The 15,610-nt window shown below is 46.9% G+C and carries 13 protein-coding genes; 10 read left to right on the top strand and 3 right to left on the bottom strand.

Features of this window, described 5'->3' with window-relative positions:
• Positions 1-7 precede the first annotated feature (7 nt).
• Both KIT90_RS10920 and KIT90_RS10915 read right to left on the bottom strand, forming a co-directional pair.
• Positions 8-730: an ATP-binding protein gene (locus KIT90_RS10920; RefSeq protein WP_078610127.1), complete on the bottom strand. Its 723-nt coding sequence runs from the start codon at positions 728-730 to the stop codon at positions 8-10.
• Positions 727-1,716 (bottom strand): AvrD family protein, encoded by a 990-nt coding sequence (locus KIT90_RS10915; RefSeq protein WP_285376662.1) that lies wholly within the window; start codon positions 1,714-1,716, stop codon positions 727-729. The genes KIT90_RS10920 and KIT90_RS10915 overlap by 4 nt, the downstream gene beginning before the upstream one ends.
• 184 nt (positions 1,717-1,900) lie before the next feature.
• On the opposite strand from KIT90_RS10915, the gene KIT90_RS10910 reads away from it, so the two are divergent.
• The 8 genes from KIT90_RS10910 (at position 1,901) to KIT90_RS10875 (ending at position 13,361) form a co-directional block, all read left to right on the top strand.
• Positions 1,901-2,671, top strand: a complete 771-nt coding sequence (locus tag KIT90_RS10910) for an outer membrane lipoprotein-sorting protein (RefSeq protein WP_041059296.1) — start codon at positions 1,901-1,903, stop codon at positions 2,669-2,671.
• A complete protein-coding gene (locus KIT90_RS10905; protein ID WP_285376660.1) occupies positions 2,671-3,843 on the top strand; it encodes a malate transporter in 1,173 nt (390 codons plus the stop codon). The genes KIT90_RS10910 and KIT90_RS10905 overlap by 1 nt, the downstream gene beginning before the upstream one ends.
• 47 nt (positions 3,844-3,890) lie before the next feature.
• Positions 3,891-5,789: an ATP-binding protein gene (locus KIT90_RS10900; protein WP_285376658.1), complete on the top strand. Its 1,899-nt coding sequence runs from the start codon at positions 3,891-3,893 to the stop codon at positions 5,787-5,789.
• Positions 5,782-7,008: a sigma-54 dependent transcriptional regulator gene (locus KIT90_RS10895; protein ID WP_285376656.1), complete on the top strand. Its 1,227-nt coding sequence runs from the start codon at positions 5,782-5,784 to the stop codon at positions 7,006-7,008. Before KIT90_RS10900 ends, KIT90_RS10895 begins: the two co-directional genes overlap by 8 nt.
• Positions 7,009-7,119: 111 nt before the next feature.
• On the top strand, positions 7,120-8,511 hold the full coding sequence (locus tag KIT90_RS10890) for an HlyD family type I secretion periplasmic adaptor subunit (RefSeq protein ID WP_009706675.1): 1,392 nt from the start codon (positions 7,120-7,122) through the stop codon (positions 8,509-8,511).
• A 115-nt stretch (positions 8,512-8,626) separates the two neighbouring features.
• On the top strand, positions 8,627-9,310 hold the full coding sequence (locus KIT90_RS10885; RefSeq protein WP_020197833.1) for a transglutaminase-like cysteine peptidase: 684 nt from the start codon (positions 8,627-8,629) through the stop codon (positions 9,308-9,310).
• Positions 9,311-9,315: 5 nt separating this feature from the next.
• On the top strand, positions 9,316-11,229 hold the full coding sequence (locus KIT90_RS10880) for a LapD/MoxY N-terminal periplasmic domain-containing protein (protein WP_032802817.1): 1,914 nt from the start codon (positions 9,316-9,318) through the stop codon (positions 11,227-11,229).
• Between the two features lie 17 nt (positions 11,230-11,246).
• Positions 11,247-13,361 carry a type I secretion system permease/ATPase gene (locus KIT90_RS10875; RefSeq protein WP_005435817.1) on the top strand — a complete coding sequence of 705 codons (2,115 nt, stop codon included), beginning with the start codon at positions 11,247-11,249 and terminating at the stop codon, positions 13,359-13,361.
• A 52-nt stretch (positions 13,362-13,413) separates the two neighbouring features.
• On the opposite strand, the gene KIT90_RS10870 is transcribed toward KIT90_RS10875, so the two are convergent.
• Positions 13,414-13,548, bottom strand: a complete 135-nt coding sequence (locus KIT90_RS10870; protein WP_009706678.1) for a hypothetical protein — start codon at positions 13,546-13,548, stop codon at positions 13,414-13,416.
• A gap of 209 nt (positions 13,549-13,757) precedes the next feature.
• Between KIT90_RS10870 and KIT90_RS10865 the strand changes: the two genes are divergently transcribed.
• Both KIT90_RS10865 and KIT90_RS10860 read left to right on the top strand, forming a co-directional pair.
• Entirely contained in the window at positions 13,758-14,345 is a 588-nt protein-coding gene (locus tag KIT90_RS10865; RefSeq protein ID WP_285376936.1) for a mechanosensitive ion channel family protein, read from the top strand.
• 658 nt (positions 14,346-15,003) lie between these two features.
• Positions 15,004-15,588: a flavodoxin family protein gene (locus tag KIT90_RS10860; protein WP_285376653.1), complete on the top strand. Its 585-nt coding sequence runs from the start codon at positions 15,004-15,006 to the stop codon at positions 15,586-15,588.
• Positions 15,589-15,610: the final 22 nt, after the last annotated feature.

Genomic DNA, 15,610 nt, shown 5'->3' with positions numbered 1-15,610 from the left:
CTTTGAATTAAGCCTGCTGAGTCGCCAGCACAGACAGGCGGTGGTTTTCTATTTCTATCGCCTCTGCTTTCACCTTGTTCACCGCTTTTTCGATCGCCTCATCAGGGTCGACATATAAAGGCAACTCGAAGTGTTCCGCGATGGTAATCAATCGGTGACGCAAATCACCGCCAACCGTGATGTAAGGGATGTTGAGTTCTTTCACAGTAGAGAGCAGAAGATCATTGGAGAGCGTTCTAAAACTTTCAGACACAGGACGGTGGCCATCTTCCACCAAATCAAATTCAATCGGCAGGTGCACAAACTTGCTGTAGGTCTTTTTCGCATGACGCTTTGCAACGTTGCCAAAAGCATCAATGTAACCACGGTGAATTGACGCATACGGTTTGCCTATCAGTCTTTTCATAGTCAAAACCAAGTCGCTGTCATTTGGGTTAATCCCAGTTTCCAAGCGAGCTGCCCCATACACCCATTCATGCAAACAAGAACCATCAGAGAAAAAGCGATCACCACATCGCTCTTCATTCACAACACGCTCACTCAAACGACTAAGCCCCAAGTTCAGCAGCTCCGCAGGATTACACTGCTCTAGGGTTTTACCCGGCACCGCATCTGGCAGAATCTCACGCATGGTGCGCGCCTGAGTTCGTGGAACTTGAGTCGCGATCGCCAGCGCTTCCGTTAATGTCGTTTTTCCGGTTGAGTACGTTCCTGAAATGGCAATTTTCACGCTGGTTCTCCTTGTGGTAATTGATGGCATAGTTTTGCAGTTAGATTGAATTCTGGATGGCCGGAAACCGAGCCGTTTACGGTGGCAAGTCGCCATGAAGAATCTTTCTTTTTCACTAAAGAATTCTTCATGCTACGAAGCGTGAGTGTGTGTTTACGACGAGGGATGATGGGATACGGCGTTGTGACCGTGACAGAGCGCATCCACAAGTTGTGAGTCTCATTACGATCCAGCTTATCGAGGCGATACATCACCAACTGCGACAACTGAGCAAAACACGTCAGCCAATCCACCATCATCAGTGCATTGGGGTAGTGCCCCATCGCGCCCGTTGATGGTTTGCCTGGGCATTGAAACAGCAAGTCACTGGAGACTGCACAAATGGCGTCACAAAAGGTGTTGTTCGCAAGGTGGCAATGACGCAAACGGAAATCGCTGTTGAAGTACTCATCGTCATCCGAAAATGACGCGACAGATTGCGAGTGATCCGCTTCCGCCTCATGGTCGATGATCACTTCAATTTCCATACTGTCGAGCTTGGTTTTGACGCGAGTTAAGGTGCCAAACAAACTGTCCTGTGAACTGCTGGTATCAAGTAACTTGGCAGAAAGGCGCACCGCATCAAGATCCTCTAACGCTTCTGCGCCAGCTTTAATCGACACGTGGCGGATCCACGCTTGAGACGACTGGTGGGCTGACAACTGATAATGGCGTTTGATGATCGCGTAGGAGACACGACCAGCAATAAGAAACGCATCAATCGTACTGAGATGAGGCCGACGAGATTGCGTCTTCTTTTGTGACCAATCTGTTCGATACGCAACACTTACTAATCCTTGTGCGGAATCCGTGTCGTAATTGATGTTGCATTCATATTGAGTGCGCTTGTAGCCTTCACCGAAGTAGCGCTGTTCCGAGGGGCCCAAAATGTCATCAATACTGGTGACCACCTCGTTAATTTCCTTACCTGAAAGATTAAGCTCCATAAAAACAAATACTCCTTGTGCGAATCACATTGGTTGCGGAGTTTTTTATGCTACCTCCTGTGTTTCTATTTTTATCCTGTCCGAATACCCGCTGAAACTGTCCACTCGTACAGGTTCAACCCTGTCTGATTTCTTGTAACTTGCACAACAAAACTCGTCCTTCAACAAGGAGTTAACTATGAGGATGTTTTTCGGATTGCTCATGACACTCTCAGCAACGGCCGCCGCTGAGGGTGTCTCCGGGTTCGATGTAGCAAAGGAAATGATCAGTCGAGATACCGGATATGTTTCCTATACATCGGATGTGGAGATGTCGATCGTCGCAGCCAATGGCGACACGGTACGCAGACAATTGACGATCAAAGGTATCGAGCAAGAGAACGATGGCGATAAGATCATCACTTACTTCCAAGCGCCACGAGACATTGCTGGTACCGCCCTACTTACGTTTAGCCACGCCATTGAAGCGGATGATCAATGGCTGTTTTTACCTTCCATCAAAAGGGTTAAACGCATTTCTTCTAACAATCGCTCGGGGCCATTTATGGGCAGTGAGTTTGCTTATGAAGACATGAGTTCGTGGGAGTTGGACAAATATCGCTATGAGCTCGTCGAAGAAAAAACACAAGATGGGCAAAGTTACTGGCTGTTGGCTTGCTTCCCTCGCTACGAAAATTCGGGCTACTCGAAACTTGTCGCTTGGATTGATCAAGACATTTATCAACCACGAAAAATCGAATACTACGACCGAAAAGGCACGCTATTTAAACAATTAACCCTTTCCGATTACGAGCAGCATAACCAGCGCTACTGGCGTCCAAAGTTCGCTCAAATGGACAACTTAAAAAGCAAGCGCTCCTCTTCATTGTCATGGAAAAACATGACATTAGGTGTGGACGTTCCACAAGGCCAGTTTGAACCCAAACAGCTTCGTAACGCATACAGGCACAACTGATGAGTAAAGTGCGCACCTTACTACTCACCAGTTTGCCTCTTTCCTTCTCATCGACAGGATTTGCCGATTGGCAGACGGAAGGTTTTGTTGGGTTAACCGCAGACCTCTACAAAGACGAGGCGCAAATGGGGCAATGCTGTGACACACTCGCCAATCGAGCTCTTATTGCTCCTCGTCTACTGTGGTGGAACGATTCTGGCTGGGCAGCAACCTTCAGTCCTTATGCAGAATATGAATTTCAGTCCGAACAAGGGTTCATCAATCTGCGCGAAGCCAATATCACTTATGCGGGAGAAACGATCGAATGGTTGCTTGGCTATGGTGTGGTTTACTGGGGTGTTACGGAAGTCTACCAACCCGTCAACGTAGTGAATCAATATGATGGGCGCATCGCTTTGGGGTATGAAGAGAAAATGGGTCAACCCATGCTTCAAGCGCGTTGGTTGCCTGACTGGGGAGATGTGCAAATGCTATTACTGCCATTCCACCAGCCTCGTAAGTTTAGAGAACCAGATCAACGTCGAACCCTGATTAAGCCTGTCGACGATGATGCGAACTATTCTGACGGAGAGAACGCCCTCGATAGCGCGATACGGATTGGCTTTTGGCAGGATGCATTAGACGTTGGCCTCAGCGCTTTTTACGGCAATAGCCGAGAGCCTTTGCTCATCGAACGTCCTAATGACTGGCAAGCCTCATACGCACGAATATTCCAGCTCGGTACCGAGTTACAATGGACGCAAGATGACCTCTTACTCAAATGGGAAGGGACGTTTAAATCAGGGGAAGGCAGTAACTACTTTACCCTAGTCACAGGGTTTGAATATTCGGTGTACGGTTTTTCCTTTAGCCAAGGCACTCTCGGTTTAATTGCCGAATACGCATGGGATAATAGAGGCACTTACGCGCCACCTACTATCTACAACAACGATGCTTTTCTTGGTTTGCGTTGGCAAGCGAATGATGTCCAAGATACCGAGTTTTTGCTGTCTGGATTGTTCGACTTAGAGCAAACTTCACCCATCTACAAACTGACCGCCTCTGGGCGTATCAATGAACACTGGAAATGGATAGCAGAAGGTTACTATCTCTCCTCAATGTCCAGTAGCGAACCCATTGCTTACCTAGAAAACGACAGTTACTTCTCTATCGGCGCAGAATACTACTTCTAAAAAGCAGATCGATTTCTCGTTGTCGCGGCGGCTCACAACATCGTTAAATGCCTTTTGATAACATGGCGTTAAAAACTGGTGAGCCAATCGTGAACTTACTGAACCCTAAAGCCCTGCGCCATTTTCTCTTGATACTGTTTGCCATCGGTATGGTCGGGCTAGTTTTAACTCATCATTACGCGACAAAGTACCAACATCAGCAATGGCAATCGGATCTCAAACAGCAAGCCTCTCAGGTAGCACAAGAGATCGACTATGAGTTGGCTAAGTTTGAGCAAATTCCTAATCTACTCAGCCATGACCCAAGATTGCTTGAAGCCGTCAAAGTAGGTAAGCCATCAGAATCGCTCAACTTATTGCTCGCCGATTGGTTAGCACAAAGCCTCGCTGACACTATCTATGTGCACGACAAAACCGGCTTAGTTATCGCATCGAGCAACTACCAGCAAGACGACAGCTTTGTGGGTTCTAACTTTGCCTTTCGTCCTTACTTTCAGCACGCCCTAAATGGAGAGAAAGCTCAGTATGTTGCACTGGGCGTACGCTCAAATAAGCGCGGCTATTTCTTCTCGTCCCCTCTTTGGGTTGAGGGCAAAGTCGCAGGCGTGATTACCGTTAAAGTGAACCTAGAGCAGTTAGAACAAAGATTGGCACAAGACGATGGCGGCTTGCTGGTTACAGGTGTGCACGATGTCGTCTTCATGAGTAACTTACCCGATTGGCGTTATCGTGCGCTTTTCCCGTTGTCTGAAGCGGCGAAAGAAGAACTCAATCAAACTCAACAATATGGCGATACCCTGCCGCAATACCGAGGCGAGTTAACCGGACAAAGTGGCGCAACGCAGTTTGAGAACAATCAGCTACTGGTTTCCCCTAACTACCTTGCTTACGCGACCAACTTATTCGACAAAGGCTTTCGTGTCGTCGCTCTGATTAGCCAACAAGAAGTACTCACCGCGGTATTGCAGGCGGACGTGGTTTACCTGTTGCTCTACGCGCTCGTTGGTTTAATTGCCTTGGCATGGTTTCAAATGCTGGTCAACAAGGCACGCCTCGCGAATGTGAATGCCAATTTGGAAGAAAAGGTGACAGAGAGAACCCTAGTCCTCAGCCAAGCCAACCACAAATTACAGCAAACCGTGCATCAATATGAGCAGAGCCAACAAGAGCTTAAACAGACTCAACAAGAACTGACTCAAGCGGCCAAACTCGCGCTGCTTGGTGAGCTATCCGCGAGCATCAATCACGAAATCAACCAGCCGCTTGCAGCGCTACGCACTTACACCGAAAACTCTCAACGCTTGATGGTGATGGAGCGCTACCCGATGGTGGCAGACAACCTCGATAAAATGCTCTCCCTCAACGACACCATCGCCGAAGTGATTGCACGCTTAAAGGTGTTTACACGCAAAACGGACGACAACCCACACAACGAAGTGGCGGTCTTACACGATGCCGTGCACAACGCGACGAGAATTCTAAGCAGCAAACTCATCAAGCAAGGTGTGACACTGAAAGTGCCAACCATCGAGTACAACGTGAGATTAGCGATTCACAGCGTGGAGCTTGAACAAGTGCTGATCAACCTCTTCCACAACGCTGCTCAAGCAATGGAAGGGCATTGTATCGATCCACAAATTTCAATTGCCGTGCAATGCGACGAAACCAACTGCGATATTTTAGTTTCCGACAATGGACCAGGTATGTCAGAACAAGCGTTAGCAAGAATATTTGACCCATTTTTCACTACAAAACCGGAAGGACTCGGATTAGGTTTGACCATTTCAAAACGGATTTTGGAAAGCTACCAAGGCTCACTCAGTGCTTACAATCATAGCGCTAGCCATTCCATGGATACGCACTCTCAACCATCTGGCGGCATAACTTTTGTCGTCAGCGTGCCTTTAGTGTCACCTCATAGCGCAGAGGAAAACTCACATGCATAGTCCTGTTTTCTTTGTCGATGACGAACCACACATCCGTGATGCCGTGACTCAAGCCTTGTTGATTGAGGGCATCGACGTGACTTGCTTTCCCAATGCAGTCGAAGCCTTGCGTGTGATTGACCCAAACTCCCCAGCACTGATCATCACTGATATTCACATGCCAGTGATGAACGGTTTGGAGTTCATGAGGACCCTGCTTGGCAAAAATAGTCACTTTCAATTTATCGTCTTAACCGGCCATGGCGATGTGAAGACGGCAGTTGAGGCGATGAAGAGTGGTGCGTATGACTTTCTTGAAAAGCCGTTTTCGACAGAGCAACTACTGAAATCCCTCAATAACGCAGGTGACAAGCTGACCTTGTTGCAAGAAAACGTCTGGCTGAAGAAAGAACTCGACATGCAAACCCATGTTGGACCGAAAATGATTGGTCACAGCCAAGCCATGGTCGATATTCGCCGAGCTTTAATCAGCGCCCCACTCCACCAGCCGCTGATTTTTGTTGGTGAAGATGGCACAGGGCGAAGGCTAGCTGCTCAGTTCGCTCACGACATTCATGCCACACCAGAAAGTGAGCTGATTGTCGCGTCCGGTGAAGACTTATATGAACTCTCTCTCGATGCCTTGGACAAAGCCATACATCATCTTACAGACGGCAAAAGCCAATGTAGTTTGTACTTACACAGCGCAGAGCACATCTCGACGAAGCAATGGCAATGCTTATTTCAACATGCCAAGTTACAACGTGTGTTTGGCGCGGCCAATAGCGTCGATAAAGGGATAGAAGAGCGGGTGATGCTGATTCGCATGCCAAGTTTGAATGAACGCAGAGAAGATATCGGTCCTTTATACAAACACTTTGTGCGCCACTCCGCCAGCCGTTACCAACTGCAACCACCACAGATAAGCCTTGCTGAAGTGAGAATGGTCACAGAACTCGATTGGCCAGAGAATATAAAACAGCTACGACAGTTTGCGGAATTGAGAGCATTAAAACCCGATGCGTTTCGTATGGAAGATTGGAACAATGAGAAAAGTATTGAAATCCAAAGTATGACTCAACGCACAGAACACTTTGAATATTGCCTGTTGTTTGACGCCTTGCAACGACATAGAGGCAGACTCAAAGAGGTTCAACTAGAATTACAAGTGTCGCGCAAAACCTTGTACGACAAACTAAAAAAACATCAGTTGGACAAAACAAAGTTCAAGGCACAGTAAATAAGGGGCACTTACCCCTTTCACACATTTTTATTCGCCGAGCATGCTGACATGGTTGGCTAATAATAATAAGATCAAAAAGATAAACCGTCTTTATAAACAAGGAATGTGATGAGCCGAGACAACTACAACAAACTTAGCAACGATGAGTTGGACTTTGTCGATGACAAGACCGCCGCATTGCTCCTAAACACGCCAAGTAGCGCCCGCTTAATGCTGTGGGTCATGGTGCTGTTTTTTGTTGCAGCCATTGGTTGGGCGTCTTGGGCGCAAATCGACAAAGTCACCGTCGGCCAAGGCAAAGTCATTCCATCTTCTCAAATCCAAGTGGTACAAAACCTTGAAGGTGGCTTGGTCAAAGAGATCTTAGTTAAAGAAGGTCAACAAGTTGAAAAAGGTCAGCAACTATTGCTGATTGATGACACACGCTTTCGCTCTGACTTCCGTGAACGTGAACAACAAGTAGCGAACTTAACCGCTTCTGTATTACAACTTTCCGCCTCGATCAGCAGTGTGGAAGTTAACCGCGAGTTTGATAACAGCAACTGGGAACAAAACGTGGTGCTGGATTACGGCAAGCTGACTTTCCCACCAACCCTAGAAGAAAACCAACCTCGCCTAACCCAACGTCAAAAAGCGGAATACCGTGAAGACTTGGACAATTTGCGTAGCCAAATTTCGGTTATCGACCAACAGGTAAAACAGAAACAACAAGATTTGGTAGAAATCCAAGCGCGTGTGAGCAACCTGCGCCAGAGCTACCGTTATGCGAAAAAAGAGCTGGATATCACCAAACCACTCGCAGATGAAGGTGTGGTACCTCGTATCGAACTGTTGAAACTTCAACGCCAAGTTAACGATACCCGCCGAGAAATGACTTCTAGCGAACTAAAGATTCCTGTGCTCAAATCCGCCATTCGCGAATCTATGCTTAACCGTATTGATGTTGCGTTGAAATTCCGCTCTGAGCAGCAAGAGAAACTGAATAGTACTCAAGACCAACTGTCTTCTTTAGTTGAATCGGCGGTTGGCCTAGAAGACCGTGTAAATCGTACTGTTGTCGTATCTCCGGTAACAGGCACCATCAAAACATTGAACGTCAACACGGTAGGTGGCGTTATCCAACCCGGTATGGACATTGTCGAAATCGTTCCGACCGAAGACACCTTATTAGTTGAAGCGAAGATCGCACCGAAGGACATTGCCTTCTTGCGCCCAGATCTTCACGCCATCGTGAAATTTACCGCGTACGACTTTACGAAGTACGGCGGACTTGAAGGGGAATTGGAACACATCAGTGCCGATACTACGCAGGATGAAGAAGGCAACAGCTTCTACATTGTTCGCGTGCGCACCGATAAAACCAATTTTGGACAAGATGCAGACTTGCCAATCATCCCGGGTATGACGGCATCAGTCGATATCATCACAGGGAAGCGAACCGTTTTGGAATACTTACTCAAGCCAATTTTGAGTGCCAAAACCAACGCACTGAAGGAGTAAGTGTCAGCAAGGTATGCCCGATGTGTCGTTTAGCGTCGATAAGTGGTTAAATAGAAAGCACTTATTTCTCACTGACGAGCCCGTTGGAAGAGTACACTTGTGATGTGAGTCGAATATGCCACCCAGATTGAAGCGTAAAGTTACATTATTAATCAGCATCGGTTGTCTTTCGTTCCAAATCGGCGCGTTAAACAGCAAAGAACAACGATGGGTCGATACGGTCACTTCAGTCTATGGTGAGCGCGCTGGGATGCGCGTGAAAACTTGGCGAGACAACATCGATTTTTTCAAAACATTGGAGACTCATGAGAAGCTTGCAGGCGTTAACGACTTTTTTAACCAACTTTACTTCGTTGACGATATAGACCTGTGGGGTAAAAAAGACTACTGGGCGACACCACTCGAGTTCTTGGGCAGTAATGCCGGCGACTGTGAAGACTTTACCATCGCCAAATACTTTTCCCTACTTGAGCTTGGTATACCGGATTCGAAGATGCGTTTGATCTACGTTAAAGCCATCGAACTGAATCAGTTTCACATGGTATTGGCCTACTACCCAACCCCGAGTTCGGAGCCTCTCATCCTCGACAACCTCAACCCAGAGATTGTTCGAGCCTCCAGACGTAGCGACTTGCTACCGATATACAGTTTTAACGGTTCAAACCTATGGCTTATGAAGTCTTCTGCTGGCGTTGGAGAGCTAGCAGGAAAAGCCTCACGTTTGAGCCTTTGGAATGACTTACGCTCGCGCGAACGTAAGTTGCAGTTAAAAAAACCTAAAATTAACTATGACGAGTGAAAAACATGACCCTATATAAGAAGCTTGTAGTGGGAATGGTTACGGTCTTTATACTCTTGATGGCATCAGTATTCGTAATCCAGTTCAACACTACTCGAGACAGCTTAGAGCAGCAGCAACGTTCAGAGGTCAACAACACCATTAATACCGTTGGTTTGGCGCTAGCACCTTATCTGAAAGACAAAGATAAGGTCGCGGTTGAATCTGTGATTAATGCGTTGTTCGATGGCAGTACTTATTCTGTCGTACGTCTCACCGCGTTAGATTCGGATTACCAAATCGTACGCTCGTACCCAGTCAAGCCAAGTAGCGTTCCGCAGTGGTTTATCGACTTGAACTTGTTCAAGGCAATTCACGACAAACGTGTGGTAACCAGTGGTTGGATGCAGCTTGCAGAGGTGGAAATCATCAGCCATCCAGGCGCAGCCTACGAGCAACTATGGCAAGGCTTTATTCGCCTGCTATCGGCATTTGGCGTTATCTTCCTAGCAGGTCTAGTTGCGATTTCTTACATCCTACGTCGCTCACTCAAACCTCTAGCGGCCATCGTGAAGAAAATGCACGAGATTGCCAACAACCAGTTTGGTGATCCGCTAGCTCGTCCTAAAACGAAAGACTTGATTGCAGTTGTTGACGGCATTAACTCGATGTCGGCACAAATCGAACTGTCGTTTAAAGAACAGGCAAAAGAGGCGCAGCGTCTGCGTGCTCAAGCTTACCTAGACCCAATCTCCAAGCTAGGTAACCGCTCATTCTACATCAACCAAGTTGACCAATGGCTAGCAGAACAAACGCAAGGGGGTATCGCGCTACTCCATGCTGAATACATTGGTGACATCTACGAGACAAAAGACTACCAACGCGCTGATGCCCACGTGAAAGAGTTGTCTCAACGTTTGAAAAACACCATCGATGTTCCGGGAGCAACCATTGCTCGTCTATCAAGCGACGAATTTGGTCTTCTATTCCCGCACATGGATGAAAGCGAACTGCGCATTCTGGCTGACAGCATCGTCAACTGTGTGAATGGCCTTAACACCGACCCAACCGGCCTTGCTAAGCCAAAAGCTTCACTGGGTGTGGCACACAGTAAAGATCAGAAAACGCGTACCGAAGTTCTATCGATGGTGGATAACGCACTATCGAAAGCGAAAGCGCAACCAGACAAAGCGTACGGCTTCGTGGGTGGTGAAAACACTTCTAACCTTATGGGTAAACAGCAATGGAAAGCGCTGGTTGAAGAAGCGATTCACAGCGATTGGATTAAATTCCGCTTCCAATCTGCGAAGAATACTTGGGGTAAAGTGTTCCACAACGAGGTGTTCTCAAGCATCGAAAAAGATGGCGAGACCTACCGTGCGAACCAATACCTGTTTGCTCTTGAGCAGCTAGACGCAACCAACATCTTCGACCAATACGTTATTGAGTCGATGATCAAGATGCTAGAAAGCGGCGAGCTAAAAGAGCCAGTGGCAATCAACATTGCGCAAAGCAGCTTGTCTCAACCATCGTTCATTCGCTGGACCACCAGCATGCTAGAGAAGCATTCGAAAGTTGCCCCAATGCTGCACTTCGAGCTTCCTGAAGCGTGTTTCATTGACCATCCGCACCACACAGCGCTGTTGTGTAACGCGATTCGTCAAGCAGGTGCGGAATTCGGTGTTGATAACTACGGTCGTAACTTCCAGTCACTTGAGTACATTCAGGAATTCCGCCCTAATTACGTGAAGTTGGATTACCTATTTACGCACAACTTGCACGATGAGAAACAGAAATTCACTCTGACCTCAATCTCTCGTACCGCTCACAACTTGGGTATTACGACGATTGCATCGCGTGTTGAAACACAGATTCAGTTGGATTTCCTCACCGAGCACTTTGTTGAAGTCTTCCAAGGCTTCATCGTCGACAAGGAATAAGAAAAGGTATACCAAGGATGAAAGACCCTTTACTGAACTCGCTCATTTACGTTAGCCGATACTACGGGCTAGCCAACTCACCGGAAGCGCTGATCAACGGCCTTCCGCTCTCTGATGGCAAGCTTACCCCGTTTCTGCTACCAAGAGCGGCGGAAAGGGCCGGATTGGTTGCCAAGGAAAACCGTGCAGAGTTAGACCAGATCTCGAGTCTGATTCTGCCGGCTATCTTACTTCTAAAAGGTGGCGATTCTTGCGTTCTCAACAGCATTAACGTTGAGAAGAAAGAAGCTGAAATCACCACCCTAGAAAGCGGAATGGTGCCTATCTCCATTCCGCTAGAAGACCTACTTGAGCAGTACACTGGTCGCTATTTTTTAGTTAAAAAGCAATTCCGTTATGACGAGCGCTCTCCCGAAGTGCTCAAAACCAAAGAAGGTCACTGGTTTTGGTCAACCTTGTGGCAATCGAAACGCATCTACCGCGATGTGCTTATCGCTTCTATCCTCATCAATATCTTCGCTATTGCTGCACCAATGTTCACTCGCTTGGTGTACGACAAAGTAGTCCCTAACCTCGCGTTTGAAACCCTGTGGGTGCTGGCAAGCGGTATCTTCGTGGTGTTCTTGTTTGATTTCTTGCTCAAATCACTGCGTAACTACTTTATCGATGTCGCGGGTAAGAAATCCGACATCCTGATTTCTTCAAAGCTGTTCAGCAAAGTCATGGGCATCCGAATGGAGTCCAAACCACCTTCTGTGGGTGCGTTTGCTCGCCACTTGCAAGAGTTCGAATCGATTCGTGAGTTCTTCACCTCTGCAACCGTGAGTGCGCTGATCGACTTACCTTTCGCAATTTTGTTCCTAGTCATCATCTGGCTGATGGCGGGCGATCTGGTTTACGTGCCAATGATTGGTGTGGTGATTCTGATGATTCACTCGGCGCTGATTCAAGGTCCACTACGCCGCTCGATTGAAGAAGGTTCTCGCCTTGCTTCACAAAAGTACGCCAACTTGATTGAGAGTTTATCTGGCTTAGAAACGGTGAAAATGCTGAGTGCGCAAAGCCAATTCCAATACCGTTGGGAAGAGGCGGTGGCGCACATGGCAAACTGGAACATCAAGAGCCGTCGTATCACTGACAGCATTCAAAACGCAGCGGGCTTTGTTCAGCAAAGTAGTAACGTCGGCATGATCATTCTGGGTGTGTATCTCATCTCAAATGGTGATTTGACGATGGGTGGCTTGATTGCAGCAACCATGCTGAGTGGCCGTGCGATTGGCCCTATGGTTCAGCTTTCATTGTTGTCTACACGCTATAACCAAGCTAAGTCCTCAATGACCATCATTAACCAAGTGATGGAAATGCCAGACGAGCAAGAAGAAGGGAAACGCTACATTCACCGTCCTATCGTGCAAGGTAAGATTGAGATTGACCGTGTGACCTTCCATTACCCAGATGCGCCAGTGGCATCGATTCGTGATTTAAGCCTAACGATTAACCCAGGTGAAAAAGTCGCAATCATCGGTCGTATTGGTTCGGGTAAAACCACGCTAGAACGCCTGATAATGGGCCTGTACAAGCCGACAGAGGGTCACGTGCGTATTGATGACACAGACATCGAACAGCTTCACCATGTGGATGTACGACGCAATATCGGCTGTGTACCACAAGATTCGAATCTGTTCTTCGGCTCGATTCGCGACAATATCACCCTAGGTCGTCCGCTCACCGATGATCGCGATGTATTAGACGCCGCCAACCGCGCAGGTGTCACTGCCTTTACTCAGTCGGATCCTGCGGGTCTAGAGCGCCAAGTGGGCGAAGGTGGCGGAATGTTGTCTGGTGGTCAGCGTCAAGCTGTGACGATTGCACGAGCGTTCTTGGGTCGCCCTCCAGTGCTCTTAATGGATGAACCAACCAGCGCAATGGACAACCGTTCAGAGATGCACATCAAGCATCAATTAGCGCAGTTAAAACCGAGTGAAACACTGATTTTGATTACGCATAAGACCTCAATGCTCGACATTGTTGATCGTGTGATTGTGATGGAAAAAGGCAGCGTGATTGCTGATGGTCCGAAATCGCAAGTGCTGAATGACTTGAAGCAAGGTAAAGTTCGCGCCGTGAGCTAAAACCGCACAAACAGAAGATCAAAGCCCCGTTGAACACTACGTTTCGCGGGGCTTATTTATTGATGGTCAGTAATCCAAAGTAGCCAAACTCTTCGAGGAATATCCAAAGCAACACAAAGCCGACAATAACCACTAATCCCATGATTGCCCTTTCATCTTCTTCCATCGCATCCCTACCATTTTCCATAACGCTCGTAAGTTACGTTTCTAGATTAGCAGCAGCCAACGCACCAGATATCAGAGTTCATATCTTCTCAATTCGGAACTGAGATGTCGGTCAAAATTTGTTCAACACGAATATTCCTCTGCATCTAAAATAGTTAATTACTTGCGAGCAAAAATCGGCTATAACACGCGCCTTCTTAATATTCTCGAGTTGAAGAAATGAATCATTGGATGCATTTAGAGCAAATCAGTCAGTATTTCACGGCTGGCTCTATCAGTTATAAAGTGTTGATGGGTGTCATCATTCTGATCGCTTATCGCTTGCTAAAGAAAATCGCCAACCGTGCGATCCTAAATTTGGCAGAAGCTAAAGGCGTAAACAAAGCGCGCTTGAGCTTTATTCAGCGCTGCTTCAACGTTGCGTTCTTGTTTTTGTTTGCTTCGCTTTTCGCCATCGTAACCGGCATTGGTTATGGCGATGTGTCACTCTTCCTATCGTCTATCTTTGCGGTATTGGGTGTGGCTTTCATCGCACAGTGGTCGATTCTAAGTAACATCACAGCAAGCTTTCTGATCTTTTTTGTCTTCCCGTACCGCGTCGGTGACCGAATTAAAGTCGTGGACAAAGACGAAGACATCAGCGGTGAGATTCAGGAAATCCGTATGTTCCATGTGTTGATCAAGCACGACAACGGCAACCTAATCACTTACCCGAACAACTTGATGCTACAAAAAGCGGTCTTAAAACTGGCAAAAGAAAAAGCCAAGCCTGAGGAGCCAAAAACCACCTCACGCATTTATACCCGCAGAAAGAAATAATCCACTAAAATGCCGATGTAGATACATCGGCTTTTTGTTTGTGATGAAAAGTTATCTGTCTTTAGGAGACTGTTTAATTTTGATTCGTCTTAAAACAGTCCAACCAACATACCGAGTTAACGCTTAGCACAGATAGACACAAAATCCTCTAAGTTATTACTGCAGGAGTAATCGAGCAACCATGGCAAAGCTTCCAACAACAAATACCCAACGATAAGTGAAGCTAAGCTAACAACAAGATATAGCTTCTTTTTTTCCATAAGGCTCGGCCTAGTCTCATGGTACAGATTCCAAAACTTAACACCGCTCCAGATTAAGCTAAAGAAAGTAAGTACTAAAGCACAGACCAATGTATAAAATAAGTAAATCAACCAATCCTCCCCTAAACACACAAACTGCCCACAATCACTTGAATATTCTCTCATAGGAACAAAGCGCTTTCTGGAATTAAATACCTAATATACTGTCGTTTTTTTGGACGTATCTACCACCGACTTATTCCTCAGTCGATAGCCCTCTCCAAAAACAACTACATTGCTCTTAAATCAATCAGCAAACATTTAGTTCACTCATTTCAAACCATCTCTTGACCTCAACCAAACTTGAGGTTTTAGCCTTATCCGCACGATTCAAAATCAACAATGAAAAAGGAACCATTGTGTCCAAAATTGCGATTATTTATTTCTCTAAAACCGACGTTACAGGCCAGCTAGCTCGCGCGATTGCCGCAGGCGTTGAACAACAAGGCATTGAGCAGCAAGGTGAATGTGAAATCCTCTCTCACCGTATTGAAGGCAGTGAGATTATTGAGGGGCGTTTTGTGAACCCTAGCCTAATAGATGAACTTGCTGAGTGCGATGCGATTATCTTTGGCTCACCGACCTATATGGGCGGCGTAGCAGCGCAGTTTAAAGCATTTGCAGATGCAAGCAGTGAATCTTGGTATTACCAAAAATGGGCAGGAAAAATCGCGGCTGCCTTTACCAGTGGTGGGGCAATGAATGGCGATCAGTCAATGACGTTGCAATACCTACAAACGCTAGCTAGTCAGCACGGTATGATGTGGGTCGGATTGGATAAGATCAGCAATTCTGGCGATCAGAATCTGAATCGCTATGGTGTACAAGGTGGCATTGTTGCTCAAGGCGGTGAAGATGGTCAGTTGCATGCCTCAGATGTTGCAACAGCAGAGTATCTTGGCAAACGAGTCGCAATACTCGTAGACAAGCTCTCCACTCGCTAGCAATAAAAGAAGCCCCGTAAGA

This window comes from Vibrio sp. B172a, from assembly GCF_030248355.1.
GTDB lineage: Bacteria > Pseudomonadota > Gammaproteobacteria > Enterobacterales > Vibrionaceae > Vibrio > Vibrio owensii.
The sequence above is the reverse complement of the archived record's forward strand: the minus strand, read 5'-3'. Positions and strand labels throughout refer to the sequence as shown.